The 25,610-nt window shown below is 51.9% G+C and carries 24 protein-coding genes, 1 pseudogene and 1 riboswitch; of the genes and pseudogenes, 12 read left to right on the top strand and 13 right to left on the bottom strand.

The features are described from left to right. The first annotated feature begins 80 nt into the window (after positions 1-80). Positions 81-422, top strand: a complete 342-nt coding sequence (locus tag GT3570_RS04490; RefSeq protein ID WP_062898488.1) for a DUF485 domain-containing protein — start codon at positions 81-83, stop codon at positions 420-422. After that, positions 422-1,957 (top strand): solute symporter family protein, encoded by a 1,536-nt coding sequence (locus GT3570_RS04485; RefSeq protein ID WP_062898487.1) that lies wholly within the window; start codon positions 422-424, stop codon positions 1,955-1,957. The genes GT3570_RS04490 and GT3570_RS04485 overlap by 1 nt, the downstream gene beginning before the upstream one ends. 61 nt (positions 1,958-2,018) lie before the next feature. Here the strand turns inward: GT3570_RS04485 and GT3570_RS04480 are convergent. The 6 genes and pseudogenes from GT3570_RS04480 to GT3570_RS04455 all read right to left on the bottom strand — a co-directional run. After that, positions 2,019-2,267, bottom strand: a pseudogene (locus GT3570_RS04480) (N-acetyltransferase family protein); the annotation flags it as partial. Between the two features lie 43 nt (positions 2,268-2,310). Continuing rightward, positions 2,311-3,438: an o-succinylbenzoate synthase gene (menC, locus tag GT3570_RS04475; protein ID WP_062898486.1), complete on the bottom strand. Its 1,128-nt coding sequence runs from the start codon at positions 3,436-3,438 to the stop codon at positions 2,311-2,313. Next, complete coding sequence (locus GT3570_RS04470) at positions 3,387-4,274, bottom strand: GNAT family N-acetyltransferase (protein WP_062898485.1); 888 nt, start codon at positions 4,272-4,274, stop codon at positions 3,387-3,389. The genes menC and GT3570_RS04470 overlap by 52 nt, the downstream gene beginning before the upstream one ends. Then, complete coding sequence (locus tag GT3570_RS04465; RefSeq protein WP_023634109.1) at positions 4,249-5,418, bottom strand: M20 peptidase aminoacylase family protein; 1,170 nt, start codon at positions 5,416-5,418, stop codon at positions 4,249-4,251. Before GT3570_RS04465 ends, GT3570_RS04470 begins: the two co-directional genes overlap by 26 nt. Positions 5,419-5,533: 115 nt before the next feature. Next, positions 5,534-5,959 (bottom strand): threonine/serine exporter family protein, encoded by a 426-nt coding sequence (locus tag GT3570_RS04460; protein ID WP_020279520.1) that lies wholly within the window; start codon positions 5,957-5,959, stop codon positions 5,534-5,536. A 13-nt stretch (positions 5,960-5,972) separates the two neighbouring features. After that, complete coding sequence (locus tag GT3570_RS04455; protein ID WP_011230423.1) at positions 5,973-6,716, bottom strand: threonine/serine exporter family protein; 744 nt, start codon at positions 6,714-6,716, stop codon at positions 5,973-5,975. Between the two features lie 326 nt (positions 6,717-7,042). Between GT3570_RS04455 and GT3570_RS04450 the strand changes: the two genes are divergently transcribed. Beyond that, the gene (locus GT3570_RS04450; RefSeq protein WP_227016057.1) at positions 7,043-8,104 is read left to right on the top strand and encodes a DUF5667 domain-containing protein; all 1,062 of its coding nucleotides are present in this window, start codon (positions 7,043-7,045) and stop codon (positions 8,102-8,104) included. Positions 8,105-8,220: 116 nt separating this feature from the next. On the opposite strand, the gene GT3570_RS17795 is transcribed toward GT3570_RS04450, so the two are convergent. The 3 genes from GT3570_RS17795 to murB all read right to left on the bottom strand — a co-directional run bounded on the left by GT3570_RS17795 (position 8,221) and on the right by murB (position 10,442). After that, complete coding sequence (locus GT3570_RS17795; protein WP_223812611.1) at positions 8,221-8,478, bottom strand: hypothetical protein; 258 nt, start codon at positions 8,476-8,478, stop codon at positions 8,221-8,223. Continuing rightward, a complete protein-coding gene (locus GT3570_RS04445) occupies positions 8,479-9,417 on the bottom strand; it encodes a diacylglycerol/lipid kinase family protein (protein ID WP_023633960.1) in 939 nt (312 codons plus the stop codon). 110 nt (positions 9,418-9,527) lie between these two features. After that, complete coding sequence (gene murB / locus GT3570_RS04440) at positions 9,528-10,442, bottom strand: UDP-N-acetylmuramate dehydrogenase (RefSeq protein WP_021321426.1); 915 nt, start codon at positions 10,440-10,442, stop codon at positions 9,528-9,530. A gap of 224 nt (positions 10,443-10,666) precedes the next feature. On the opposite strand from murB, the gene GT3570_RS04435 reads away from it, so the two are divergent. Next, positions 10,667-11,260 carry an IMEF encapsulin system ferritin-like cargo protein gene (locus tag GT3570_RS04435; protein ID WP_014195239.1) on the top strand — a complete coding sequence of 198 codons (594 nt, stop codon included), beginning with the start codon at positions 10,667-10,669 and terminating at the stop codon, positions 11,258-11,260. A 15-nt stretch (positions 11,261-11,275) separates the two neighbouring features. Then, a complete protein-coding gene (locus tag GT3570_RS04430; protein ID WP_013523227.1) occupies positions 11,276-12,130 on the top strand; it encodes a family 1 encapsulin nanocompartment shell protein in 855 nt (284 codons plus the stop codon). Positions 12,131-12,299: 169 nt separating this feature from the next. On the opposite strand, the gene GT3570_RS04425 is transcribed toward GT3570_RS04430, so the two are convergent. Beyond that, on the bottom strand, positions 12,300-12,764 hold the full coding sequence (locus GT3570_RS04425) for a hypothetical protein (protein WP_011230416.1): 465 nt from the start codon (positions 12,762-12,764) through the stop codon (positions 12,300-12,302). Between the two features lie 136 nt (positions 12,765-12,900). On the opposite strand from GT3570_RS04425, the gene GT3570_RS04420 reads away from it, so the two are divergent. Together GT3570_RS04420 and GT3570_RS04415 are read left to right on the top strand one after the other, a co-directional pair. Then, positions 12,901-13,254 carry a 2Fe-2S iron-sulfur cluster-binding protein gene (locus tag GT3570_RS04420; RefSeq protein ID WP_021321427.1) on the top strand — a complete coding sequence of 118 codons (354 nt, stop codon included), beginning with the start codon at positions 12,901-12,903 and terminating at the stop codon, positions 13,252-13,254. A 129-nt stretch (positions 13,255-13,383) separates the two neighbouring features. Then, positions 13,384-13,920: an HD domain-containing protein gene (locus GT3570_RS04415; RefSeq protein WP_062898484.1), complete on the top strand. Its 537-nt coding sequence runs from the start codon at positions 13,384-13,386 to the stop codon at positions 13,918-13,920. Positions 13,921-14,380: 460 nt separating this feature from the next. Here GT3570_RS04415 and GT3570_RS04410 read toward each other — a convergent pair whose 3' ends face one another. Together GT3570_RS04410 and GT3570_RS04405 are read right to left on the bottom strand one after the other, a co-directional pair. Next, the gene (locus GT3570_RS04410) at positions 14,381-15,421 is read right to left on the bottom strand and encodes a ribonucleotide-diphosphate reductase subunit beta (protein ID WP_014195238.1); all 1,041 of its coding nucleotides are present in this window, start codon (positions 15,419-15,421) and stop codon (positions 14,381-14,383) included. A gap of 110 nt (positions 15,422-15,531) precedes the next feature. Continuing rightward, positions 15,532-17,889 (bottom strand): ribonucleoside-diphosphate reductase subunit alpha, encoded by a 2,358-nt coding sequence (locus tag GT3570_RS04405; protein ID WP_082816472.1) that lies wholly within the window; start codon positions 17,887-17,889, stop codon positions 15,532-15,534. Between the two features lie 55 nt (positions 17,890-17,944). Next, positions 17,945-18,140, bottom strand: a riboswitch (cobalamin riboswitch). Between the two features lie 207 nt (positions 18,141-18,347). On the opposite strand from GT3570_RS04405, the gene GT3570_RS04400 reads away from it, so the two are divergent. From GT3570_RS04400 to GT3570_RS04385, 4 genes are all read left to right on the top strand, one after another. Then, positions 18,348-19,364 (top strand): ATP-binding cassette domain-containing protein, encoded by a 1,017-nt coding sequence (locus GT3570_RS04400; protein WP_011230411.1) that lies wholly within the window; start codon positions 18,348-18,350, stop codon positions 19,362-19,364. Beyond that, the gene (locus GT3570_RS04395) at positions 19,361-20,176 is read left to right on the top strand and encodes an ABC transporter permease (RefSeq protein ID WP_011230410.1); all 816 of its coding nucleotides are present in this window, start codon (positions 19,361-19,363) and stop codon (positions 20,174-20,176) included. Before GT3570_RS04400 ends, GT3570_RS04395 begins: the two co-directional genes overlap by 4 nt. A gap of 181 nt (positions 20,177-20,357) precedes the next feature. Beyond that, positions 20,358-21,032, top strand: coding sequence for a response regulator transcription factor (locus tag GT3570_RS04390; protein ID WP_011230409.1), 675 nt, complete (start codon positions 20,358-20,360; stop codon positions 21,030-21,032). Then, a complete protein-coding gene (locus tag GT3570_RS04385) occupies positions 21,029-22,093 on the top strand; it encodes a sensor histidine kinase (protein ID WP_011230408.1) in 1,065 nt (354 codons plus the stop codon). Before GT3570_RS04390 ends, GT3570_RS04385 begins: the two co-directional genes overlap by 4 nt. A gap of 347 nt (positions 22,094-22,440) precedes the next feature. Here the strand turns inward: GT3570_RS04385 and asnB are convergent, their stop codons facing one another. Continuing rightward, entirely contained in the window at positions 22,441-24,348 is a 1,908-nt protein-coding gene (asnB, locus tag GT3570_RS04380; protein WP_011230407.1) for an asparagine synthase (glutamine-hydrolyzing), read from the bottom strand. Positions 24,349-24,634: 286 nt separating this feature from the next. Here asnB and GT3570_RS04375 point away from each other — a divergent pair, with 286 nt between their 5' ends. Next, the gene (locus GT3570_RS04375; protein ID WP_013146009.1) at positions 24,635-25,525 is read left to right on the top strand and encodes a C39 family peptidase; all 891 of its coding nucleotides are present in this window, start codon (positions 24,635-24,637) and stop codon (positions 25,523-25,525) included. The last annotated feature ends 85 nt before the right edge of the window (positions 25,526-25,610 follow it).

The following is a 25,610-nucleotide window of genomic DNA, read 5'->3' as shown; positions in this document are numbered from 1 at the left end:
GAGGATGGTTCTTCCGATCATCGTCATGCATCGATATCTCATTTTGAAAACGCTTGAATTCAAATCAAGGAGGGATTTTCATGGCCGTCAAAAAGCAGTCGTTTTCCGATCCGGTCGGCGCTAATTACGAAGCGATCGCCCAGTCAGCTTCATTTCGCGCCCTCATCCAAGCGAAGAAACGCTTTATCATTCCGGCGACCGTCTTTTTCTTCGTTTTTTACTTCACCCTTCCGGTATTAACGTCGTACTCGAAAGCACTCAATGCGCCGGCGATCGGGCCGGTCAGCTGGGCTTGGCTGTTTGCCTTTGCGCAATTTATCATGACATGGGCCTTATGCATCCTTTATTCGAAACGCGCAGCACAATTTGATGCCATCGTCGAGCAAGTGAAGCAAGAAGCGAAGGAAGGAGGAAACGCCTAATGCACGGGTTGGCCTTTTTCCTCTTTCTCATCATCGTTGCCTTGACGCTCGTCATTACGTACTACGCCTCCAAGCGCACGAAAACAACGAGCGAATTTTACACCGCTGACAGCAGCCTCACCGGCTGGCAAAACGGGCTCGCCATCGCCGGCGACTATATGTCCGCCGCCTCTTTTCTCGGCATTGCCGGCATGATCGCGCTGACGGGATTTGACGGCTTCTTTTACAGCATCGGCTTCCTTGTCGCTTATCTTGTCGTCTTGTACATCGTTGCCGAGCCGCTTCGCAACCTCGGCAAATACACGATGGCCGATATGATCGCCGCCCGTTTTGATGATAAGAAAGTGCGCGGCGTCGCGGCGTTAAATACGATGGCCATCTCGATCTTCTATATGATCGCCCAGCTTGTCGGCGCCGGCGGCCTCATCAAGCTTCTGTTGGGCTTAGACTACGTTTATTCCGTCTTGATCGTCGGCGTTTTAATGACCGTGTATGTCGTATTTGGCGGCATGACGGCCACGAGCTGGGTGCAAATCGTCAAAGCCGTCTTATTGATGGTCGGTACGTTTATCATTTCCATCATCGTCTTTGCTAAATTCGATTTCAGCATCGCCAAAATGTTCCATGAAGTCAAAACCGCGACACCGCTTGGCGAAGCGTTTTTAAACCCGGGCAACAAGTTTAAAGACCCGCTCGATACGATTTCCTTAAACTTGGCGCTCGTGTTGGGGACGGCCGGGCTGCCGCATATTTTGATCCGCTTCTTTACGGTCAAAGACGCGCCGACCGCGCGCAAATCGGTCGTTTATGCAACATGGATCATTGGGATTTTCTACGTAATGACGATCTTTTTAGGGTTTGGCGCCGCCGCGTTCGTCGGCTATGACAAAATCGTCGCCGCCAATCCGGCCGGCAATATGGCCGCCCCGCTGTTGGCAGAAGCCCTTGGCGGAGATTTCTTGTTCGCTTTCATCTCTGCCGTAGCGTTTGCGACCATTTTGGCCGTTGTCGCCGGGCTCGTTCTGTCAGCCGCCTCGGCGTTTGCCCATGACTTTTACAGCCATATTTTGCGGCGCGGCCAAGCGACGGAAAAAGAACAAATGCTCGCCGCCCGCTGGGCGTCTGTCGGCGTTTCCGTATTATCGATTTTGTTGGCGCTGGTCGCGCAAAAAATGAACGTCGCGTTCCTTGTATCACTGGCATTTGCGGTCGCCGCAAGCGCCAACTTGCCGACGATCGTCTTTACGATTTTCTGGCGCCGCTTTAACACCACCGGAGCGATTACAGGCATGTTGGTGGGGCTCATCAGCGCTTTAGTGCTCGTCTTCTTCAGCCCGAACGTCTGGTCGCCGCAGCCGGGTGCTGCCATTTTCGTCGGCGAACCGCTCTTTAAGCTCGCCAACCCGGGCATCATCTCGATTCCGCTCGGCTTTGTCGGCGCCATCGTCGGCACGCTCGTCTCGTCGAAAAAAGCGGATGAAAAGAAATATACGGAAATTGTCGTCAAGGCGAATACTGGGATCGGACGCGTGTAACACAACGAAGAAGGGGCTGATCCAAAACGCGAATGCGTTTTGGGTCAGCCCCAAATTGGCGTTACAACAGTTTGTATAGGTAATATTCATTGACAAATTCTCCGCCCACTCTTAATGATTGAACCCTCTCGCCTTCTAATACGAATCCCATCTTCCTATATAAGTTGAACGCCTTATCGTTCCCTTTCATGACCGTAAGTCCTAATCTCGAAATTCCAACTTCCTTTGCCCACTCAAACGCTTTGTTGAATAGTTTAGTGGCAATGCCCTGTCCTTGATAGTCTTCAAGAACTCCCAAAACAACATTGGCAGAATGTCGATTTCGTTTTACATCGCCTCCCTTTTATCATCCTTTATGCCGTCGCCGTACGATGAAACACCTTCGCAAACTGCGTATACCGCTCCACTTGGCGGCGGTCGACTTCATAGCCGATGCCCGGGGCGTTCGGCACGCGGATCAAGCCGCCTTGCACCTCGACTTCCGGTGTGATAATATCCCGCTCCCAATAATGGGACGACGCGGCGGTGTCGCCGGGAAGCGCGAAGTTTTCCAACGTCGTGATCGCGATATTGTGGGCGCGCCCGACCCCTGCTTCCAGCATCCCCCCGCACCAGACCGAAACGCCGCGCTCAGCGCAAAGATCGTGGATGCGCTTCGCCTCCCAAAGCCCGCCGACGCGCCCGATTTTGATGTTGATGATGCGGCAGCTGCCAAGGTCAAGCGCCTTGCGCGCATCGTCATAGGAACGAATGCTTTCATCAAGACAAATCGGCGTCTGAAGAAGCGGCTGCAGCCGGGCGTGATCGACAAGATCCTCAGCGGCGAGCGGCTGTTCGATCATCATCAGCCCAAATTCATCGAGCGCCTGAAGCCGCTTGGCGTCAGCGAACGTATACGCCGAATTGGCATCCGCCATGAGCGGCACGTCGGGAAACGCGCGCCGCACGTCGCGAATGACATCAACATCCCATCCCGGTTTGATCTTCACTTTGATCCGCCGGTACCCTTGCGCCACATACCGCTCAATCACCTGGAGCAGATCGGCAACCGTCGGCTGGATGCCGATGCTGACGCCGACTTCAATTTCCTTTTTCGTTCCCCCGAGAGCTTGACAAAGCGGGACGCCGAGCCGCTTGGCATACAAATCCCATACCGCTCCCTCAAGCGCCGCTTTCGCCATGTTGTTTTGGCGGATGGCGGCAAATCGCTCTGGCAATTCCGCTGGATGCCTAAGCGGCTTCGAAAACAAGAGCGGCACGAGAAACTCTTCAAGCATATGCCAGTTCGTTTTCACCGTTTCCTCGCTGTACCACGGGGCGGAAAACGCAACCGATTCGCCCCAGCCGGAAACGCCATCGCAGTCGACCGCCTCCACTAAAATAAACTCTTTCGTTTGAAACGTGCCGAAGCTCGTTGTAAACGGCGCCTTCAACTCCATTTGCAAATGGCGCAATATGACGTACTCGATGTTGATCGCCATTCCTCTTCCCCTTTCTGCTGCCATCGTTCACTCCGCCGCTTCCATATGTAATAAAGCACCCCTTCCTCCAGGCGGCGCCAAGCATCGAAGACAATCCATCCTTCCGCAAGCAGCCGCTGAAACAGAGCGCGCGTCGCCAGCCGCCACTCAAGCGCCAGCGCGAGATCCCGCTCTTTCAGCTGCGGAAAGTCAAGCGGAACAGCAGCCAACAACAGCGGTGCTGCTGTTTCATCGATGTCTCTCAGCAAGGGCCGCAACAGACCGTCAGCCCTTTGACCTGCCTCGAGCACCGTCAGACTTCTGGCCTTGAGAAGATCAGCTTTAGCCAAGCTCCGCTCCCCGGTCGGACGCTCATCAAGCCGCCATTCGACAATGAAGCGGTCGGACGGCAGTTGACCGTTCAACGCGTCATTCATTTCGCCGTAGCAGTTTTCCACATACTCGACGCCAAGGGCCCCAAGCTTCGCCAAGTTCAAATAGCCGTTTCGACTTTGCAACGGGTCATACGTCCAGCGGATGACTCGATAACCGCGCCGCCGCGCTTCTTCCGCCTGTTTCATTTTCAAGCGATAGCCGAGGCCACGATCACGAAACGATTCAGCAATCCCCATCATATGGGAGCAAAGATACAATTCCCCATTTCGAAACCCAGGAAAGCTGTAGACAAAGCCGACAAGCTTCCCGTCCGCATACGCCCCGATGATAATGCCCCCGTTTTTCGCCACCGTCAGCGTTTGATGGAGCGGAACCGGCGCCGTTTTCCAAATCTCCTCCTCAAGCCTGGCCATCTCTTTCAACTGTTCGATCGTCTCAATGATTTGCAGCGACAGAGGCACGCTCGTTCTCCCCCTGCGGCGCAAACGTCGCAAACGTGTTCATCACAACCCGCGCCAAAATTTCCACGCCGGAAAGCAAATCATCGCGCCGGAACGTCATGTTCGGGTGATGGAGCCCTGGACGCAAGTCGCAGCCCAATCCGAGCATCGTTGTTTTCAGCTCCGGTTTTTTAAAGGAATAAAAATGGAAATCCTCTCCTCCCGACGTCACGACCGGCGGAACGCATTTTTCCGTCCCCAAAGTCGTGATAATCGCCTCCTCCATCAGCCGCACAGCATCTGGATCAGGATCAGCGGCGACGATGCGCGTCCGCTCAACAAGCTCAATATCAGCTCCGTAAATCGCAGCGACCCCATTGATCACATGGCGCAGCCCCTCGACGAGCCGCTCCATCGCCTCGTTCGTTTGCGCCCGCAAATCAAGGGCAAATTCCGCGTAGTCCGGGATCGTGTTCGCATCTTTTTCACCGGCGTGAAACTTCGTCATTTTGATCGACGCTGGCACTTGTGGGTCGATATGAATTTTGCCGAGCTCCTGCACGATGGCGCTGCCGACTTCAATGACGTTGACGCCTAAATGCGGCCGCGCGGCATGCGCCGCCACGCCGCGAATCCGCCCCTCGATGCATTGCGCCGCTCCGTGAATGATCGCTGGAGACGCATAACCGCCTTTTACCTCTTGAATTGGGCGCAAATGAACGCCGTACAAAAACGTTAGGCCATCAGCCGCTCCTTTTTCGATCATCTTCAGCGCCCCCGTGCCTTTTTCCTCAGCCGGCTGGAACAAAAACCGCAGCGTCCCCGGCGGCTCATAGCCGATGCGGCGAAGCAGTTTCGCCACCCCGAGCACGATCGTCATGTGGGCATCATGCCCGCACGCATGGTTCGGCTGCCAAACGCCGTTCACTTCTTGCCAAAGGGCGTCCATATCGCTGCGCACCCCAACCGTAAACGGCCCGGCGCCGATTTCCGCCACCACACCCGGACAATCGGCAAACGTCCGCACCTGATACCCTTCGCGCTCCAACTCTCGGCGGAGAAATTCGGTCGTTTGCCACTCTTCCCAACTGATTTCTGGATGACGATGAAGGTGATCGAAAATCTCCCATAGCTCCGCTTTCATCTGCTGAACAATTTCTTTCATCCCGCTCTCCCCCGCTGTTTAAAATCAATAGAAAAAACATGGTTATATTCATTATAATATTCAAGCAAACAAATACAACGATAGGCAAATGATTGGAAAAAACAACTACACGCAGTTAAGGGCGGCGCTTGACCAGTTGGTTGACGACCTCAGAAAAAATGAGCCCCATCGCAATCGCCCCAGAAATCATGAACGCTTTTGCCGCTAGTGAAATGGCCGCATTGTAATCGTTCATGACAACATGGCGCATCGCCTCAAACGCTGTTCCGCCCGGCACAAGGGGAATAATGCCAGAGACGATAAAAATCGTCGCCGGCGTTCGATAGCGGCGGGCGAACCCGTTGCTTACAAAAGCGACGAAAAACGCCGCTGCAAACGTGGCGGCGACACCGTCCACCCCCGACCGGGCGGCGGCCATATACATCGCCCAGCCGCTCATGCCGACAAATCCGCTGTGCGGCAGCAATCGTTTCGGAATATTGAAAATGACGCCAAACAGCGATGACGCCACAAAGCTAAGCAACAGCTGCACAATCATCATCGGTAACTCCCTGCTAACGAATCGATAAAATAAAGGCAATGCCGGTGCCGATCGCAAACGCGGTTAAAAACGCCTCAGCACCGCGCGACAAACCGGCGATCAAATGGCCGGCCATTAAATCGCGCACCGCATTGGTAATCGCCAGCCCCGGCACGAGCGGCATCACCGAGCCAATCATCATGTTTCCTACGTCCCTGACAAATCCGGCCCTTTCCATCAACAGCACGATCCCACCGGCGACAAAAGCGGCAAAAAATTCAGCGAAGAATCGGATTTTCACGAACCGATGCATCATTTCAAAACACCAAAACGCCATTCCACCAGAAAGAAGGGAAGGGAGAAAATGATTCATGCCGCCTAACAGCGAGGCAAAACAAGCGCTCGCCGCCGCTGCGGCAGCGGTTTGCTGCCAAAGCGGATAACCGAGTGGCAGCTGCTGAACGCGTTCCAGTTCTTTGCGCGCTCCGTCGAGCGACAGTTCGCCGCTGCTGATGCGGCGGGAAATGTGGTTGACAAGCGCCACCTTGGATAAATCGGTCGAACGCTCGGAAATGCGAATAAACCGTGTTACATTCGTTCCCTCAACGGAAAACATGATGCCCGTTGGGGTCACATAGCTGTGTGAGCGGGAAACACCGAACGAAGCGGCGATACGCCCCATCGTATCTTCCACCCGGTACGTCTCCCCACCGCTTTCAAGCATCAATTTTCCCGCTAATAAACAAACATCAACAATGTCATCCACCCGCTCCGTCATGACCGGTTTGCTCCTTTCGTTTTCGCCCGGCATGGCATTGGCCGGTGCCCCCTTATCCCGTCAGCCCCACTAGGCGCTCATCGCAAAAACAAACTCCCACCAAACGGATTGGCAGGAGTCGCCTTGGATATCGTCGTTACCAAACTTGTTTCCATTATACCAAACAGGCGGCTAACTGCCAAACCGTGAAGGGAATCTCACCGTTTCCCTTTCTTTCCTATTTTTCTGCTTCTTTCGCCTGATTTTTCGCGCCTACAGTCGAAAACAGACGGGTCAACTGCGAAAACGTTATAACGAAACCCAAAGCAAAAGGAGGAACGATGGTGATGAACAAGCGATTTTCGCTCCCTCGCATACTATCAACAAGCGCACTTGCCGCTGCTGTTGCGCTCACTCCTTACAGCCCGGCGGTGTTCGCCAGCACAGGAATCGAGGGGAAAACAGACGGCAACACGGCAACCGAAGCAGATGCCGGTGTCAACCACGACGTCCCGGTTTTGTTGCCAGGCGACTTTTTCTACTTTGTCAAAACCATGATGGAAAAAATCGAACTTGCCCTCACGTTTGACGATGCGGAAAAGGCGAAACGGCTCGCTGAATTCGCTGAAGAGCGGCTAGCCGAAGCAAAGGCGCTGCTTGAACGCGGAGACGTCGAGCAAGCAAAAGAAGTGCTCGCCAATGCCCTGAAACAACAAGATCAAGCATGGAATGTGTATGAAAAAACAAAACAAGCGGATGAACCAAGCGGGGAAACCGCAAAACCTGATGCCGAAGCATTGCGCCAACAGCTGGAAGAAAAATTTTCGCAAAACATCACGGCCTTGCAAGCCGCACTTGAACGGGTGAAAAACCCGCGCGCCAAAGAGGTGCTCGCCCGCAACATTGAAAAAGCGAAACAAAAACTGGAAAATAAAATCGAAAAGCGGCTGGCGAAACAGGCAGAACAAAGCAGCCAAGTAGAGGAAATAGGCGATGAACAAACAGCACCGACAGCACCGGCCGGCGAAACGGAGGAAGCGAAAAACGAGAGCGCACCAACGGCTCCTGAATCCATCGAAACAGAAAAGCCAGCCGCTGCACCGGTGGAAGACGATACAGCGGTTCGTCTAGATGAACAAACGAACACCGCCGCCAAAGCAGACACGAAATCGTCGCTGACGCGAGCCATAAAAGCGGAAGCAAAGGGCAGTGTCCGCCAAGGTGTCGCCGCGAGCGCCAAAGCAAACGGCCGGGAACATCAAGCAGCGGCAGCCGGAAAGCAGCAAGCAGCGTTCCGCGCCTCTGTCTCTGTTTCACAACCTCCGAAACAAACAGCCAAACCGCAGGTGAAAAACGACCATTCGCCGGCCCATAGAAAACAAGACAAGGAAGAAAAGAACAAAAAATAAGTTCCGTTTTTGAAGCTGTTGCTAAAGCAAGGGCTGTTTTCCGAAGCGAACGGGAAACAGCCCTTTCTCCTTGACAATAATGGACATCGTCGTTCCATTGTTCTTTCACCTCCGCCTTAACCGCTCGCTTCCTTGCTCTTGCTTCCGTCATTCAGAATATTCGAAATTCTAATAAACCCCAAAACATAGAGGATCGTAAATCCCCAGCTAATCACTTCGCGAATCACAATCGCTCGGTCAAACGCCTCGATGCCATAGCGAATAATCAAATGCGCTTTGATTGCCGCCAGCAATCCATCGCGCAGGGCAAAGCCAACAGTGCTTCCCCATGCCTCGCCCTCCTTACGTCTACTTGCAGTATACGAGTGAATCACTCACCTCGTTTTCACGCCAATGACCCGCAAACGCCCCGGCTCAATCCAAGCAAATACTTCCCCTTCTCCTGCATCCTCGCCATCCGCGTGGATCGGGACAGGAGCGGCAGGGCGGATGCGCACGTTCCGACCAGTGAACACGCAAACTTCTTTCATTCGTACATGCCCGCCCCAAAATACGGTTAAAAACAGCGCAAGAATTTTCCAACGCGGCATCGGCCCGACGACCGTCACATGAAGCAAGCCGTCATCGGCCCGGACGGACGGAGCGATGCGCATTCCCCCACCGTAGTATGGGTGATTCGAAACCGTTGCCAGCCAGGCCTTCAAAAACGAATAATTCTGTCCATCCACACAAATATCAAGGTCAACCGGTTGATAGCGAAACAACTCTCTTACTAAATAAAACACATAAATGAACGAACCGAGTCCAAAACGATTCAGCCTCCCTTTCCATTTTGAACGGTTGGCCATGCGGGCGATATGGGCGTCAAAACCGCAGCCGATGCTGTTGGCAAACACGCCGTCGGGCACGGCGCTGCTGGCAAAACGGCCGAGATCGAAAGCCAAATCCTTGCCGGATCGAACGTCACTCAACAGTCGTTGGAGCGCCTGTTTCGGTTTTCGGGCAAGACGGAAACCGCGGACAAAGTCGTTTCCCGTTCCGGCGGGGATGCAGCCAATCGCAACGTGCGGAAACGAACCCGCTCCGTTCACCACTTCATGCACGGTCCCATCGCCCCCGACCGCCGCAATCACCGTCGGCTCGACGCTTTCCTCGCCGATTCGTCGGGCGATTTCCTTTCCTTCTCCCTTTCGGCTCGTCCAATATGCCTGATAGGCGATTCCTTCCCGATCCAGCAGCGGTTGCAGCTGCTTCCAAATGGACACGGACCGGCCGTTTTTGGCGGCTGGATTGATAATGAAATAAAGGTTCATCCTCTTCCCCCATTCATAACCCCTTTTCTTACCTATTTGCGGTTTGTTTCATTTTTCCTCTCGTCGAAATGAGAAAAATCCGAACCCGCAAACCGGATTCAGATCCTCTGTCATTCCTCGCCAATAATTTTGACTTCCAACTCCAGATCGACCCCGAATTTTTCTTTCACTGTTTTGCGCACCATTTCGATCGTCGCAATGTAATCGGCAGCGGTCGCATTGTTTTTGTTAATAATGAATCCTGCATGCTTCGTCGACACTTCCGCACCGCCGAATCCTTTTCCCTGAAGGCCGCTGTCTTGGATGAGCTTGCCGGCAAAATAGCCCGGCGGACGCTTAAACACGCTTCCGACCGACGGATACTCAAGCGGTTGTTTCGATTCGCGCTGAAAGGTTAAATCATCCATTTTCGCCTTGATTTGCGCATAGTCTCCCGGCCGGAGCGCAAAGACCACTTCAAGCACAATATCATGCGTCCGGCTGATCAAGCTTGTTCGATAGCCAAGCTCCAGCTCCTCATTTTTCAGCGTTTTCAACTCACCGGCGAGCGTCGCCACTTTGACATGGTCAAGCACATCTTTCACTTCACCGCCGTACGCTCCGGCGTTCATCATAATCGCCCCGCCGACCGATCCCGGAATGCCGCAGGCAAACTCCAACCCGGTGAGGTGCTGTTCCAACGCAAACCGCGACACCGCTTTAATATCCGCCCCGCTTTGTGCGATCACGTTGTTTCCTTCACGCCAAATGCGGTTCAAATGCTTCAGCTGCATGACAATGCCGCGCAGCCCGCCATCGCGGATGATGACGTTCGAACCGTTGCCAAGAAGCGTAAACGGCAGGCCGTACTCTTCTTTCAGCCGCAACACCTCAATGACCTGCTCGTACGTCTCCGGCCAGACGAGAAAATCGGCCTTGCCGCCGATCCGCACCAATGTATGGTTTTTCATCGGCTCATCGCGAAGGACATTTCTTTCTCCACAAATCTCTACGAGTCTTTGATAAATCTGTTCCGCATGTTCCATCGTTCTGTCACCTTCTTTACTTCTTCCGTGCCGCTTGGCGGCATTCATTCCACATCGTTTCCATTATCGCTGGAATCGCGTCGCATATCAAGTGGGCAATGTTCCTTATTCTGTTTTATTCCGGACCAGGAGAAAAGGTGACGTTCGAAGGAAGACGAGATGTTTATGCCTCTTTCAATATGGAAAAGATGATAACAATCAATCATAGTGTAGGAGGGAGTCCATTGTACGACACGTTAGCGGAAGTCAGCGCCATTCTCGGCCGGTCGAAAGAGGCGCTCAGCCAGTTTCAAGCGATTTTAGAGCCGACGATTGAAAAGGCCGCGGACGACCATGAACGGCTGTATTGGCATCATATTTACGAAGAAGAGGAACACCGGTTTGACCGTTTGACCGCCTTGCTTCCAAAGTTGGAGGAGGCATTGGCGGACGAAGCATTCTTATCGCGGGAAAACGGCGACTTTTTGCGCCTGTTGCAAGACATCAGCCTTGAAAAATTCGGCTTGCACAACTTTTTGGAGCATCTCGATTTGTCCCTCTTCCACTATAAAGGGACGGAACATGAACCACCCATTACGGCACTGCGCGACATGACCGCTGCGGACTACCAGCGGATGAAAGCCGCTCTCGAAACGCTCAATCGCGCGCTGGACGCGCCGGTTTCCCTCGCCGCTTCGGTGCCGACTGACGAAAAAGAGCATCAAAAAGACCATTTGAAACTGGCGCAGTACGCCGTCCCGCCTTCCGACCCGGCGCCTGTCCGCCCATCGATCGGAACAAGACGGCAGCTGACAGTCGGCAGCTTAAAACACGGATAAGAAAGGAGAGTAAACATGGATAAAACGAAGCTGTATCCAGAAGCCCCGCTCACAAGCAGCCAATGGGGCGAGCTTGACGAACTGGTCATTGAAACGGCGCGGCGCCAGCTCGTCGGCCGCCGATTTATCGATTTGTACGGTCCGCTCGGCGAAGGTGTCCAGTCGGTCGCCAACGATATTTATATGAACCCGGAACAGGGGGACATGAGCTTCCACGGCAAAGAGCTGAGCCTTTCCGAGCCGGCGCGCCGCGTGCATTTAACGATCCCGCTTTTGTATAAAGACTTTATTTTGTACTGGCGTGACATTGAACAGGCGAAACAGCTCGGCAGCCCGATCGACTTTTCCGCCGCCGCCAACGCCGCCCAGCAGTGCGCGCTGCTCGAGGACGATTTGATTTTCAATGGTTCAACTGAATTTGATGTGCCGGGCATTATGAACGTCAAAGGAAAAATCGCCCACATTCGCAGCGATTGGATGAAATCGGGCAACGCCTTTACTGACGTCGTCGAAGCACGCAACAAGCTGCTTCAGCTCGGCCATACCGGCCCATACGCGCTCGTCTTGTCGCCGGAATTGTATGCGTTGATCCACCGCGTCCATGAAGGAACGCACGTGCTTGAAATTGAGCACATCCGCGAGCTGATGACCGCCGGCATTTACCAAACTCCGGTCATTAAAGGCAAACGCGGGGTCGTCATTGACACAGGGCGGCAAAACATCGACCTCGCTGTCGCGGCCGACATGCAAACTGCGTTTTTAGACACAGAAAATATGAACTACCTATTCCGCGTCTATGAGTCCGTCGTACCGCGCATCAAACGTCCAAGCGCCATCTGCACGCTCGAGGATCCGAACGAGTCAGCATGAGCAGCGCCTAATCCGGAGAAGCGGCACGCGGGCTTCCCTTGCCATCAAACAGCAAGAACGGCATATGGCCAGCGATCCGCGCCATGAAAACGAGGCACAGCAAATTCCCTTTAACGAAGACGCGCCCGGACGATAGGGGAGATCGCCGGGCGGTTTCTTGATTTTCCCATTAAGCGGTGCGGGCCGTTTGTCCTTGAACGTTGGAGACGAGCAGCGACAATTCGGGGCTGAGCGCCTCAACACCGATGTCATCGATAATCATTTTCGCTTCCCGCCAAAAATGAACGGTATAACTGCCTTCATAAATCTCAAAGAGGCGTTTTAAATAGCGCCGCTTGTTGTTGATGGCTTCCCGTTTATAAGCGGCGTTGTTCAGCTCACGAATTTTTTTATGTTCAGGCGCAGAGATGACGCTGATGTCATGAACGTTGACGATGAGCCGTTCCCCTTGTTCGGTCACAAAACCGACCGAATAGTATTGGGCGCCTAGTTGATCGATATGAACGATGCAGACGTTTCGATATTCTTCGCCGGAACGGAGGCGGAGAAGCGCCGCTTCCACCGCGCCGCCGACTTTTCGCTCGTTGGCCAAAATCGCTTTCATATCGCGCAGTCCGTTCATCGGAATGCCCATGGTGTCTCCCCCTTGTCCCTAGCCAAGATGGCGTTTTCGCAATTCCTTTTACTATTATGATACCAATCATTCATTCGGATGTAAATGAGATTCATTTTCAAACTAACCATGTAATTTAAAGGAGATGTGTAAAAAAATGGGTAAAACATTCACGGTCGGCTCACTGAAGCCTGCCGTCCGGCCATCGGAGCGCTCCATTTCTGCCGCGCCGCCTAAGCCCGATGGGCCGTCCGCCGTGCGGCCGTCTGTCATTCAAATCGAACAAAAAGGGAAAACGTTCACCGTGCAGCCAGCCCCCGGCGTTTCGCTTCTTGACGCCGCCCTAGGACAAGGTGTTCTGCTCGATCACAAATGCAAAAAAGGAACGTGTGGCCGTTGCATGGTCACCGTTCTCGCCGGCGCTCACCTTCTCGCTCCGAAAACGCGGCGCGAGCGCGAAAAAACGGATCAACCAGCCAAACGGCTTGCCTGCCAAACACAAATCCAATAAGCCGAGCGCTATTTTAGCACGATCGGCTTATTTTTTCCCATGCAACCGCTCCCACCTACTTTCTCTCATTGCCTGACTCTTTACGCCATGGTATGATGATGAGAAATACAAAAAACGGAGGGGATGCCTATGAGAACGGTCACCTTAACCGACGTCTTTGCCCATCCGATTGCGCAAAAATATTTAAAACGATCCGGCCTCGCCCATGCCATCACCGCGGCGTACCATGCCTACCACCTTGCCCTCCGCCACGGAGTGAACGTCGACTTGGCGACAAAAGCCGCACTGCTTCATGATATCGGCCATTACACATGGTACAAAAACGGCCGTTGGGACTACGAACAATACCGGCAAAACGACATCCACGCCATCAAAGGGGCCGAACGCGCCCATAAGCTACTGATCCGCCTGGGCGAACATCCGCAAAACGCTAAGGAAATTGCCCTGGCGATTTTGCTTCATACCGATTCCTACCTTCCAGACGGAGAATGGAAACGAACGCCGCTCCAAGCCATCGTCAAATGGGCCGACGAAGCCGACGAGGAGCCCGGCGGCCGCCACCATTATCGAACGATCAGCGACGACTTAGCATGGAAAAAAATCCGCCAGCTCGACGAACTCGTCAGCCGTCAGCACGCCCAAAAGTGGCTCGGAGATATCATTTGAACAGTTGCTTTAATGTCGTCATTTCCCGTAAACAGGAAACGAGATATCGCCACAAACCATGTCTGCTCTGAACGGAAGCAGCTCACCCTTGAATCAGGTGGGCTACTGTGCGCGCCAGCAACACCAAGTCCCATCCCCATTGAATGATACATCGTTCGCTCACATTTCAAGACTGCTTGGCATCATCTGTCCTGCTAAAACGCCCGCTGCTGTTCGTTCAAAACTCATATTTCGCAACCTTTGCATAATATACAAAAAACAATCTCAATATTCACATAAAAATAAATGTTTTTCCAAATATTGTAAAATAACTAATTTTTATTCGTTAAAATCAGGCTTACTTTGAATTTTTATTCAGGGTGCGAAATGTAGGTCAAAAAACGGCAAGTCAAGCAAAAGGCGAACGGCCTTGCCTGACAAAAAAGCCACGCTGACCGTTGTCAAACGTGGCTTCTCTCATTTATAACTCATCAAATCCGTTGTCCACTTGCACTTTCGTATATTGGCGCGGTTTTTGCTCGAAGAAGTCTGATTTGCCGAGGTCAACTTCTTCATACGCTTTAATCCAGCGGAGCGGGTTCGTCCGATAGCCGTCAAACGGGCGGTCAAAACCGAGCTGATGAGCGCGGACGTTGGCGTAAAACTTAATGTACGCTTCCAAATCAGCCAAGTCGATGCCATCGATGTCATTCCCGATGATTTCCCCGGCCCATTCGATTTCCAGCTCAGCCGCTTTCGTAAACGTTTCACGGACAAAATCGGAAAGCTCCGGCGTCCGATACTCCGGGTATTCGTTCAACACTTCTTTGAAAATTTTCGCAAACAAATCAACATGAATGTGCTCGTCGCGGTTGATGTAATTGATCATCGTGCTCGTCGCCACCATTTTTTGCTGGCGCGCAAGGTTGTAGAAGAACGCAAACCCTGAGTAGAAAAACAGTCCTTCTAAAATGACGTCAAAAACGATGGAGCGCAACAAGTTTTCCACATTCGGCTCTTCCGCAAACGCCTTGTAGCCGTTCGTCACAAAATCGTTCCGCTTGCGCAGCGTCGGTTCGTTCCGCCAAAAGTCGAATACTTCATCTTGCTTCGCTTTCGGCACAAGGCTCGAGAGCACGTACGAATAGGAATGGTTGTGAATGACTTCCTGCTGGGCGAGCATGATCATGAGCGCATTGATGCTCGGGTCCGTAATGTAATCAGCGACACGTCCGGCGTAGTCGGTTTGGATGCTGTCAAGCAGCGCCAAGAGTCCAATGATTTTCAAAAACGCATCCTGCTCGCGGTCGGTCAGCTGCGGAAACTGCTTCACATCTTGCGCCATATTGATTTCAAACGGCGTCCAAAAGTTGGCGAGCATTCGCTTATATTTCGCATACGCCCATGGGTAGGCAATATCGTCCCAGTTCAACACATTCGAGCAGCGGCCGTTGATGATGCCCGTCGAACGGTTCGGCGCCTCCGGATCCATAATCGGTCGTTTGACTAAGCCGATCGTCATCGTCCATTCCTTCCTTTCGTTTTCTAGTATCATGTGCGCGGCCAACCTCGGACGCCCCTCCCGCACAAGGAAGGGAAAGCCCGACCAAAGGCGTTTGTTGCGCCCCATGGTCAGCTCGCACAAGAATCGCACTCGTCGATCGTCCCCGATGTCGAACGCACGTAATACGTCGTTTTCAACCCCGACTTCCACGCCGTCAAATGCAAATCGAGCAGCTCTTTTGCCTTAATCGTGTTCATGACGTAGAAGTTAAAGGAGATGGCTTGGTCGATATGGCGCTGGCGGGCGGCGTTTTGCTTGATGCTCCAACGTTGGTCGATATGGTACGCCGATTTGTAATACCATGTCGTCTGTTCGTTTAAATCCGGCACCGTAACGGGAATCTTATAATCTTTCTTTTCCTCGGCGTATACTTTTAAGAAAATGGGATCAATGCTCGCCGTGCTGCCAGCGATGATCGACGTCGATGCGTTCGGGGCGATGGCCATGATATAGCCGTTGCGCATCCCGTAGCGGGCCACATCTTGCTTCAGCCGATCCCAATCGAGTTCACCGTGGCTTTCGTAGCCGCGCCGCTCAAAATAAGCGCCCGTCTGCCAGTCCGACCCCGGAAACGCCGGGTAGCTCCCTTTCTCTTTGGCGAGCTCCATGCTCGCTTGAATCGCCAAATACGCGATCGTTTCATACAGCTCGTCGGCATAGCGGACCGCTTCCTCCGACTCCCAGCGAATGCCTTTTAACGCCAAAAGATGATGCCAGCCAAAGGTTCCAAGCCCGACAGCGCGGTATTTTTCGTTCGTCAGGCCGGCCTGCAGCACCGGAATATTGTTTAAATCAATGACATTATCGAGCATCCGCATTTGAATCGGGATGAGCCGCGCCAAAACCCCATCGGTCACCGCCCGCGCCAAGTTGATCGACGATAAATTGCAGACGACAAAATCGCCTGGGATTTTCTCAATGATGATCATCCCGTCTTTTACATATTGCCGCTTCGTCACCGTCGGGCTTTGGTTTTGCGCGATTTCCGTGCAAAGGTTGCTGCAGTAGATCATCCCGAGATGGCGATTCGGATTTTGCCGGTTCACTTCATCGCGGTAAAACATAAACGGCGTCCCCGACTCGAGCTGGCTGCGCATGATGCTTTTCATCACTTCGATCGCCGGCACTTTTTCTTTCGACAGTCTTGGTTCGTTGACACATTGCCAGTATTTCTCGCGGAAACTCCCGCACCCTTTTTCCTCATCATAAAAATCTTCCAAGCTAAACCCCATCACCTTCCGCACTTCATGCGGATCAAACAAATACCAGTCGCCGCGCTGTTCGACTTGCTCCATGAACAAATCAGGGATGCAAACGCCGGTGAACAAATCATGCGTCCGCAGCCGTTCGTCACCGTTGTTGAGCCGCGCATCGAGAAACGCAAAAATGTCTTTATGCCACACATCCAAATAGACGGAAATGGCTCCCTTTCGCTGTCCTAACTGATCGACGCTCACCGCTGTATTGTTCAGCTGCTTCATCCACGGGATGACGCCGGAGGAGACCCCTTTGAATCCTTTGATGTCGCTGCCGCGCGACCGGATTTTGCCTAAATAGACGCCGATGCCGCCGCCCGATTTCGATAAATTGGCGATGTCGGTGTTGCTGTCGTAAATCCCTTGCAAGCTGTCATCGACCGTGTCGACAAAGCAGCTCGACAGCTGGCCGTATGACTTTCCGGCATTGGCAAGCGTCGGCGTCGCCACGGTCATGTATAAGTTGCTTAACGCCCAATACGCTTCCTTCACGAGCTCAAGGCGCCGCTTGGGTGGTTCATTCACCATTAGCGTCATGGCGATGACCAAAAACCGCTCCTGCGGCAATTCATACAGCCGCCGCTCATAATCGCGGGCCAAATACCGATCAGCGAGCGTGCGCAGCCCGATATACGTAAACAACAAGTCTTTGCCTGGATCAAGAAATGAGCCAGCCGTCTCGATCTCTTCTTTCGTATAACGCTCAAGCAATAGCGGGCTGTACACCCCTTGTTCTGTCAAAGAAACGATTAATGAATAAAAATCACCATATCGCTCGCGCGCATCGTACCCGCGCTGCCGCGCCGCCTCGCGGTACAGTTGCTGCAAATACAGCCGGGCGCACACAAATGTCCAGTCCGGCTCATCTTCATCAATGTAAGAAAGTCCTTCCAAAATAGCCGTTTGGTGCAGCTGTTCTACCGTGACGGACTCCTTTCGACTGAGAAGCTGCCAAACACGCTCGACGTATTCATCAAGCGACAGACGGCCGAATCCAGCGGCGGCTTGCCCAATCAGCGACGCAAACTCTTCACGTGAAAAAGAAACCGGCTTCCCTTGGTCATCGATGATGATCATTTTCGTCAATGCGGTCATTCGTTTCCCCACTCCTTCAATAAAAAATCCGCTCGGGCAGGCGAGCGGATGAAACGACAGACGGAAAAAAGGCATACGAAACCCTTTTTCTTTTCCCCTATCGTTTCATCTTCTCACACCCCGAAGAACATGAAACGTTCCAAGCAAGGCAGGTCTCCTGACTCGTGCATCGTCCTACTTTGGGGCCTTCCCAGCGGCGCGCCGAATGGCTCTTGCCGCCAGTGGCCATCCCATTTCGTCCGCACATACAGTTGCGGGGGCAGTTCCGGATTCACACCGGATTCCCTATTAAGTCCTGATGGACACCATTGCTTGGCGCAACGATATATAGTTGTTTAAAAAATAGAACAAAACAATATATAGTAGATGATCATCCTGATGGAACAAGCATATACCAAAACCGGGAGAATTGCAAGAGTGGGCGAATCAAATTTTCTCTTCCTCAAAAAATCATTCCGTTGTTCACATTCTGTTCATAAAAGCATGCTACGATTCACCATGTACGAGAATCATACGAAGGAGGGGGACACAAAATGGGATACAGACCCCAAATCTCACCCGCCCATCAAGAGTGGGCAGTGGAAACACACGAATTGGTGAAAACCTTTGGCGACCACCGGGCCGTGGACGGTCTCAATTTGCGTGTGCGCGCGGGCACCATCTATGGTGTGCTGGGCCCCAATGGAGCCGGCAAGACAACGACAATCCGAATGTTAGCGACGTTATTGCGCCCGGACGCCGGTTCCGCCCAAATTTTTGGGTACGACGTCGTCAAACAACCGCAAGTCGTCCGGCAATTGATTGGTGTCACCGGTCAATACGCCTCTGTTGACGAAACGCTCAGCGCAACAGAGAATCTAATGATCTTTTCTAGGCTTCTGGGACTGAGCCGAACAGAAGCAAGGCGAAAAACAAGCGAATTATTGGAGGAATTTGGTTTGACAGAAGCAGCCAAGCGCCCATTGAAACATTTCTCTGGCGGTATGCGCCGGCGTCTGGATCTCGCCGCCAGCCTCATTGCCCAGCCGCCGCTCATTTTTCTTGACGAACCGACCACCGGACTCGACCCGCGCACGCGCAATCAAATGTGGGAAACGATCCGGCGCTTGGTGAATATGGGAACAACGGTGCTGCTGACAACCCAATATTTACAAGAAGCGGACGAATTGGCAGACCGCATCGCCGTAATTGATCACGGCCGAGTCGTCGCTGAAGGGACACCCGATGAACTCAAGGCGTCCATCGGTCAATCGTCATTGCAAGTCAAGCTGCAACATCCTGGAGAGATCGAAACGGCCAAGCGCATCATTGAGCGCGTTCTCCATGTTCGGCCGACGGTATCCTTAGAAACCGGGAACATCACGGCGCCGATGGCCGATCCAGACCATGTGACGGACCTGCTTGTCGCTTTGCGTCAAGAGGGCATCCACTTAACCGAGTTAAGTGTGCAAAAACCAACCCTCGATGAGGTCTTTCTGACCATTACCGGCCATGGAGTGGAAAAACGTGCAGATGAATCCAATGATGTAAGGGAGGAAGCGATGAGATGAAACCAGTGTCTCCTCAATTGGAGGTCAAACGCCAACAGAAAAACCGTACAAGCGTTTCCCAAGCTGTACGAAATTCGCTGACGATGGCCTATCGTGGTTTGTTGAAGGTGCGGCGCACACCCGAACAATTATTTGACGTCACTTTTCAGCCGATTATCTTCACCTTGATGTTTACCTACATCTTTGGTGGAGCCATCGCGGGGAATGTTCATAACTACTTGCCCATGATCATTCCCGGCATTCTCATCCAAACGTTGATCGGGGCTTCCGTCACTTCAGGAGTTCAACTTCGCGATGATATGGATAAAGGCGTGTTCGACCGCTTTAAATCGCTGCCGATCGCCCGCATCGCTCCGTTGGCTGGGGCGTTATTAGCCGATGTAGTCCGCTATGTCATCGCCACCACCCTGACGTTTGTCATGGGATTTCTTATCGGCTACCGTCCGGAAGGAGGGATCGCCAGTGTGGCGCTTGCGGGCGTTTTCGCCATTGGATGCGCGTGGGCCGTCAGCTGGATCTTTGCCTTCTTCGGCGTCATTGCCCGTCATGCGGCCGCTGTACAGGGAATCTCCATGCTGGCGTTGTTCCCACTGATGTTTGTATCGAATGCGTTCGTGCCGGTCAAGACGATGCCCGATTGGCTACAATGGATTGCCAAAGTCAATCCCATTTCCCATATGATCGCGGCCGTCCGCGAGTTGACGAATCACGGAACGATAGGCACCGATTTCGTCCTCTCCTTGCTCGGCGCGGCAGCCATTGTTGCGATCTTTGCTCCGATCACCGTTCGTGTCTATATGCGCCGCGCATAACCACTGGGGATGTCCGCGATGAGCATCCCCGCTTCTCCAATGAATATTAAAAATCAAACCCATCGTTTCATTATCTGCTGTCACGACGAAATTATAAACGAACCAGCTTCAACATTGACGAAGGCCAAGCAAAAGCGACACAATGGAAAATAGCATGAAAGGACAATGAAAGGGGATGACGATGACACGAATTTTAATCGTCGATGATGACGCGCATATCCGCGAACTCGTCAGCCACTTTTTAAACTTAGAAGGATTTACAATCCATGAGGCGGCTAACGGAAAAGAAGCACTTGACGTATTGGAAACAGTGAAAGTGGATTTGGTCATTATGGATATTATGATGCCGGAAATGGATGGTTGGGAGCTATGTCGCGAACTGCGCGACTACGACGATGTCCCCATTTTAATGTTGACGGCCAAAGGGGAAACAAGACAGAAGGTGAAAGGATTCGAGCTCGGGGCGGACGATTATCTTGTCAAACCGTTCGACCCACTTGAGCTCGTCGCCCGGGTCAAAGCATTGCTCAAACGGTATCGAATCGCTACATCGCAAATCGTACAAATAGGCCGTTTATCGTTAAACCGCAAGACGTACGAATGCCGTTTGGGAGACCAAGAGATCTTCTTGCCGCCGAAAGAATTTGAACTGCTTTTTAAATTGGCCAGCTATCCGGGCAAAACGTTTACACGCGACGAGTTGATTGAACAGATCTGGGGCTACGATTATGATGGGGATGAACGAACAGTGGATGTGCATATCAAACGATTGCGCGAACGGTTTGCCCAACCAGATTCTCCATTTTCCATCCGCACGATTCGCGGGCTCGGCTATCGGTTGGAGGCACAGTCATGAAACGATTGCGATTTGTGCTTAAATCCATCTTGACGGTTATCGCTGTAATGTCCATCGTCTCTCTCTTTTGGACTGCGGCATATTTCATCACAGAAGCGCTCTACACCCAATTCGCTTGGCGGCCGCACCCGCTCGTTCGTCAAATCATTTCATCGATCCTCGGCTTTTTGCTGTTCGGGATGACTATGAGCGCGATCAGTCCTTTTTTGCGAAAGCGCGAAAAAGTATTTTGGCAACACTTAATAGATGCCATTAATCGAATCGCCAAAGGCGATTTTCGAGTAAATCTCCAGGCTGACTGGGGCGGACGGAATCATCCGTTTGCCGAACTCGTGACACGCATTAACGACATGGCCGCGAATTTGCAGGCCATGGAAGAAATGCGGCAAGAATTTATTTCTAATGTGTCTCATGAGATCGGCTCTCCGCTCACATCGATCCGCGGGTTCGCCCGAGCGCTCAAAAACGAGGACCTAAGCCGTGAACAGCGGTTGCATTATCTCGACATTATTGAAACGGAGTGCGTCCGTTTGTCGAAGTTAAGTGAGAATTTGCTGCGGTTGGCGATGTTAGACTCCGATCACTACCCGTTTCATCCCACATCCTATCGCTTGGACACACAGCTGCAAACACTCATTCTTCACTGCGAGCCACAGTGGGCGGAAAAAGAATTGAACATGTGTGTCCTGTTTGAGAAAGTCATCATTACAGCCGATGAAGATTTGCTTAGCCAAGTATGGCTGAACTTGATCCATAATGCGATTAAATTTACACCGAAAGGGGGAACCATCACCATCCAGCTACAACGCCGCGGTGAACAAGCCATCGTCACCGTTTCCGATACAGGGCCAGGAATCAACGAACATGACCAGCTCCGCATTTTTGAACGATTTTATAAGGCCGATAAATCCCGCCATCGCGCCGCAGGGGGTAGCGGGCTCGGGTTGTCGATCGCCAAGAAGATTGTCGATATCCATCATGGAATCATCTCCGTGCAGAGCCAGCCGGGAGAAGGAGCGACTTTTACGGTGGAACTCCCCGTTCATGGCCCGGTTTCTTAGCCCTCTCCATTCCCTATGACAAAAACAAACGAGCAGCATGTTCTTCCTTTTGGTGAAACGCCCATTTCGCGACATTGCTCTCGTCATCTAGAAGGTTGTGATGGAATAGAAAACTTTGGTTGAGCGGGAGGATTTCTAAAATGGTGAAACCTTACGAAATCGTTTTTTGTCTGAACAAAAAAACAGACCATGTTCAAGGAAATCATGGTTTTTCACCACCCTCTAAAACAATGGGTTCCTGTTTCGAATATCAAAACGGGCTGAATTCCTTCACTTGAAAGTCAGCCTCTTTCAATCAAGAGATGAACAAACGTCCCGGCTGAGCCCCGGGACGCTTCCTTTCTCTGCTACGCCTCCAAAACAGACGCTGGCCGCTTCTCGTTTTGTACGGATTGAGCAAAATCGTACTTCTTTTCCACATAGACTTGATGCCAAACCATAAACGCCAAGACCGTCCACAGCTTGCGGCTATGATCCGCCTTGTGGCGGGCATGTTCATCCAGCAGCCGATAGAGCACGTCCTTATGGAACAGATGATCAGTTTCGCTTTCGTTGATGAGCTGTCTCGCCCAGTCATACATTTCGTTTTTCAGCCAGTGGCGAATCGGCACGGGAAACCCTAATTTTTTCCGGTTTAACACATGATCCGGTACGATGCCCTCGGCCGCTTTGCGCAAAATATATTTCGTCGTGCCGTTGGCTGTTTTCATGTCAGGGGCGATTTGCCTAGCAACCTCAAATACCTTTTTGTCTAAAAAGGGAACGCGCAGCTCAAGCGAATGGGCCATCGTCATTTTGTCCGCTTTGACTAAAATATCGCCCCTTAGCCATGTATGAAGATCAATATACTGCATCCGGTTGACGGGTGGGTAATGAAGCGTTTCGCGGTAAAAAGGAGCCGTCACCGCCGTATATTCGCGCCCCTCTTGGTACGTTTTGAGCAACGCCGCTTTTTCCTTTTCGCTATAGATTTTCGCATTGCCGACATACCGTTCTTCAAGCGGCGTCGTTCCGCGCTCCAAAAAGCTTTTTCCTTTCATTCCGTCCGGAAGCATCTTCGCGATCACCCGCAACACCGCTTTTACGATGTTTGGCATGCGCGCAAACAGCCGCAACGACTCTGGTTCGCGGTAAATGTTGTAGCCGCCAAACAGCTCGTCCGCCCCCTCGCCGGAAAGCACAACCGTGACATGCTTTCTCGCCTCACGAGCGACAAAATACAGCGGCACAGCCGCAGGATCGGCAAGCGGATCGTCCATATGCCACATAATTTTCGGCAGCTCTTCCATATACTCCTGCGGTGAGATGACATAGCTAATGTTGTCTACCCCAAGCTTCTCTGCGGTTTCTTTTGCGACATCGATTTCACTGAACCCTTCCCGCTCAAACCCGACGGAAAATGTCTTCAGGTGCGGATGGAATTGTTTCGCGATGGCGACGATGAACGATGAATCAATGCCTCCCGACAAAAACGCACCGACCGGCACATCGCTGCGCATATGGACGTTGACCGAATCAAACAGCGCATCGCGGATTTTCTTTACAAGCTCCTCTTCCGATTGGCGAATGGGCTCGAAGGATGCCTTCCAATAACGATGAATGGTGAGCGGTTTTCCGACTTTTTTCTTGAGATAATGCCCCGGCTCCAGCTTGTAAATGCCGGCCGACATCGTCAGCGGCTCAGGGACATATTGGAATGTTAAATAATGCTGCAGGGAATCACCGTTTGGCGATTCCTGTCTGAGGGCCAGCAAGATGCTTTTCTTTTCCGAAGCGAAAAACGTGCGATCTCCTTGCTCCGCATAAAAAAACGGCTTAATGCCGAACGGATCCCGCGCCGCAAACACCGTTTTCTCTTGCTTGTCCCAAATGACAAACGCAAACATCCCGCGCAGCTTTTCGACCGCTTTTTCTTTTTCCGCGCTGTAAAGGGCAACAATCACCTCGGTATCCGAATGCGTCGCAAACGAATATCCTTTCGCCGCCAGCTCTTCCCGCAATTCAAGATAGTTGTAAATTTCCCCGTTAAAAATGATCCAATATCGATCGTTTTCATAAGACAGCGGCTGATGTCCCGCCTCCAGATCGATGATGCTCAAACGCCGAAAACCAAAACTCACGTAGTCATCAAAAAAATACCCCTCATCGTCGGGGCCGCGATGGGTAATCAGGCGGTTCATCTCCACCAACGTTGTTTTCCATGTTTGCTCAATCGCTCTTGGGCGATCATGAATACAGCCAATAAAACCGCACATGGCGATGATTGTCCCCCCACTTTGCTAAGAAGAATCCAAAAACAACACCAAAAACCTTTTTGTTTAAAACTAAAATGATTTATACAAAGACACTTTCATTCTATCGTACACAACATCAAGTTTCAAAAACAATCTGTTTCCATTTTTTCAGGAAAACTGCTTGCAAGATTTTCAGTTTCTCATAATATTAACGATAAAATATGGAGAAAGTGTGAATTTCACCATTTTTGCACATCGATCTGTTACTATAAAAACACACACGTGTTATAAAGGAGTTGAGAATGGCTTGTTAGCGTTTATCCTTTTTTTGACTTTTCTCATCGTTTCCCTTTGTTTTGTTCTCTTGAGAAGACCTCTAAACGGGAGGATGGATCAACTGTCGCTCGGATTGTATATTTCCTGTTTCTTGCTATTGGCCGCCTCATTATCCTATTATGCAAGTTCGGCCCAGACAGGCGATGCCATCAAAGCCTTCATACAGAACAGAAACAGCAGAGAAACCAATCCGTCCCCCAGCAATCAAGCAAAGGAGGCGAATCGATCAGTTGCCTCTTCAAAGAAACAAGCGCTAAGGACATCCGTCCTGATTGACGCCCCCCTTTTGTCTCAGCTTCCGGAACTGCCGAGGGGATGCGAAGTAACCAGCTTGGCCATGCTCTTGAATCATGCCGGCATTCGCGTCGATAAGATGACGTTGGCGAAACAAATCAAGAAAAATCCTACTCCGTATCAAGTGCGAAATGGCCAAGTGTTTTACGGCCACCCAAATGAAGGGTTTGTCGGCGATATGTATACGTTATCGAAGCCTGGATACGGCGTGTACCATAAGCCGATCAAGCAGTTGGCTGAGCGGTACTTGCCTAACCAAATCATCGACTTAACAGGGCAATCGTTTGAGAACATCTATACATACTTGGCCAAAGGCACACCGGTTTGGGTGATCACCAACACCACCTTTCGTCCTCTTCCTCCCTCTGCCTTTCGGGAATGGCAAACCCCGCAAGGCCCGATCAAAATCACGTACCGGGAACACGCGGTGCTCATTACGGGATACGATGAGCAGTACATTTATTTCAATGATCCATTGACCGCTGTCAAAAACCAAAAAGCGCCGAAACAAGACTTTATCGACGCTTGGGTTCAAATGGGACGGCAGGCGATTACCTACCACCGTTAGACATCGGTGAATCCGAATCGCTTGCCTTTTTTTACATTTCAGTTGAACGATTTTCTCCATACATTTTGCACATCTATTTTTTATC

This window comes from Geobacillus thermoleovorans, assembly GCF_001610955.1.
Lineage (GTDB): Bacteria > Bacillota > Bacilli > Bacillales > Anoxybacillaceae > Geobacillus > Geobacillus thermoleovorans.
This window is presented reverse-complemented; position numbering and strand designations above follow the sequence as displayed.